3 protein-coding genes are annotated in these 2478 nt (G+C 66.2%); 1 reads left to right on the top strand and 2 read right to left on the bottom strand.

Annotation, left to right across the window (positions count from 1 at the left end):
• The coding region (locus H7I87_RS28835; protein ID WP_276058850.1) for a beta-propeller fold lactonase family protein at positions 1-1273 on the top strand (1273 nt) is incomplete at its 5' end.
• A 320-nt stretch (positions 1274-1593) separates the two neighbouring features.
• On the opposite strand, the gene H7I87_RS05185 is transcribed toward H7I87_RS28835, so the two are convergent.
• Both H7I87_RS05185 and H7I87_RS05190 read right to left on the bottom strand, forming a co-directional pair.
• Positions 1594-2280 carry a hypothetical protein gene (locus tag H7I87_RS05185; protein ID WP_083071851.1) on the bottom strand — a complete coding sequence of 229 codons (687 nt, stop codon included), beginning with the start codon at positions 2278-2280 and terminating at the stop codon, positions 1594-1596.
• The coding region (locus tag H7I87_RS05190) for a hypothetical protein (RefSeq protein ID WP_264002603.1) at positions 2277-2478 on the bottom strand (202 nt) is incomplete at its 5' end. The genes H7I87_RS05185 and H7I87_RS05190, both read right to left, overlap by 4 nt.

A 2478-nucleotide genomic window follows, 5' to 3' on the forward strand; every position in this document is an offset into this window, starting at 1 on the left:
CCACCTAGCCACGCCGGTTCCCCGCCCCAGCCAACACCGGGGTATCCCGGCCGGTTTCGACGAGGTCATCGCCCGCGGGATGGCAAAGAACCGCGACGACCGCTACCCACGAGCCGGGGAGCTCACCGCCGCCGCCCGTCAAGCATTAGCCAGCGCACCCCAGCACCACGGCGACACGTCTCCCACAAGCACGCCCGCCGAGGCGGCCGATCCCACCGTCACGGCCGCCACCACAACAGCGCCGCCACGCGCCAGCCACCGCCGCACGATCACCCTACTCACTGCCGCCACTGTCCTCACCCTGGTCGCAGCCACCGCAATCCCTTACTGGATCAGCCACCGCCACCACACGCCCGTCACGCCGCCGCCCAGCACCATCCTCGCCAACGTCACCGCCACCATCCCGGTCGGCAAGCACCCGGAAGGCGTAACTGTCGACCCCACCACCCACACCGCCTACACCGCCAACTACGGCGACAACACCACCTCCGTGATCGACACCAGCACCCACACCGTCACCGCCACCATCCCGGTCGGCAGAGGCCCGCTCGGGGTAGCCGTCGACCCCACCAGCCACACCGTCTACACCGCCAACAACCGCGACGACACGGTGTCGATGGTCGACACCAACAACAGCCGCTCGGCCGCCGCTACCACTATCCCGGTCGGCACCAACCCGTGGGGCATAGCGGTCGACCCAACCACTCACACCGCCTTCGTGGCCAATAATTGGGACAACACCGTGTCGGTCATCGACACCAGCACCCACGCCGTCACCGCCACCGTCCAAGTCGGCAAGCATCCGGAATGGGTGGCGGTTGACCCCAGCACACACACCGCCTACATCACGAACAACAGCGACGGCACGGTGTCGGTCATCGATACCAGCAACCACACCGTCACGACCTCCACCATCAATGTGGGCAACGGTCCGCTTGGGGTCGCCGTGGACTCCACCAGCCACACCGCCTACACCGCCAACTATGGCGACAACACCGTGTCGGTTATCGACACGGCTAGCCGTACAGCCACCGCCACCATCAAGGCTGGCACCAACCCGTGGGGTTTGGCCGTCGACCCGACCACTCACACCGCCTACACCACCAACAGCACCGACGGCACAGTGTCGGTCATCGACACCACCACCAACACCGTCACCAGCACCATCCGCGTCGGCAACCGATTGTGGGCAGTGGCGGTCGACCCCGCTACCCACACCGCCTATACCGCAAACAGCGACAACACCGTATCGGTCATCAAACCAGCGCACTAATACCACGCAAAGGCCGGGACTGTCACTGGGACCGCTGACTGCCCCTCGATCAATGCCGGTGCCACGCAAGGAGATGCCCGTATGGCCGCCGGTCAGGAAATCACCTGCACCCGGTCGCCTTATTGCTTGATGGTGTCGCGACGATTTCGGTGACGTCGCCGCATCGGCTGAACGCCGCTAACTGCGTGCTCATCTACCTACCGCTGCACGATGCGAGCGACAGGAATTGAAGTTCGGCGGTTTCCACGCCTGCGGCCAACCCAGGGGGTCGACGTCAAATGAGTTGCGTCCGCGTGGTATTCCAGGTCGCTATCTAGGCCTCACCAACACGTTAGACGCGCGAAAGCGGCTGCGGTGCTGGACTGTTGGGATTGTTTCGCTACGGCTGTGGTGATTCGGGGATCGAGGCGAGGGTCGGAGCTCCAGTGCGATGGCGGGGGAGTGAACACCATGGCTTCCTCTGCCGGCGTCAACGCAGCTGGCGGCTCGGGTGCGTTGACGCGCCGATTAGGCATGCCGCGTAGCCAAGTCCACTCGGTCGGTCCGGCTCCGGCGGCCAGGTAGCTGGCCTCGGTGAGCACGCAGGTGGCGTGGCAGGCATGCCAGATGGCGATCATCCATGGGTGCTTGGGATTGATTAGTCGCTGCGCGGCGCATAGCCCCCAATGCGCGTAGACGGCGTGAGCCTGCTCCATCGCGCAGTGATACCAGGCATTGAGCGCTTCCGGCCCGCCGGCCTCCCACGGCTGCGGCGGCAGGGCGGCGAGCTCGATAGCCGCCGCCCGGACGTCAACAACCCTCTCGTCCCAGGGGCCGTCACCGAACTGTGTCGGCAGGCGCTGCCGCCAGTCGTCGTCGAGGTGCCCTAGGCGTGCCGCCCACAGCACCGGCAGCAGCAGCCAGGCCCGCGCTATCAGATACCGGCCGGCGTGGGGCGGGTGCACGGCCATGTAGCCGGCGAATTCGGCGGCAATCGCGATCGGATGCGTTTCGGGTGCTTCGGTCATCGCGGGTTGATCATGGCGAGTTGGTAGGCGGCGTAGGCGGCTTCGTCGAGGCGGTTGTTGGCCACGGCGTGTTTGCCTTCGACGTACCAGTAGGTGGCCAGGATGGCGGCGTAGTCGGCGGGGCGTTCCAGGCGGCGTTTGCCCACCCCCCAGCGGGCCGCCCACAACCGGGTGGTGGCTTCTTTGAGGTCGTTGGGT

Source organism: Mycobacterium timonense (assembly GCF_025821985.1).
In the GTDB taxonomy this organism is placed as follows: domain Bacteria; phylum Actinomycetota; class Actinomycetes; order Mycobacteriales; family Mycobacteriaceae; genus Mycobacterium; species Mycobacterium avium.

Bases quoted from the DNA above. Each gene is read 5' to 3' on its own strand.
- H7I87_RS05185 (WP_083071851.1), bottom strand. From the start codon at position 2,280: ATGACCGAAGCACCCGAAACGCATCCGATCGCGATTGCCGCCGAATTC.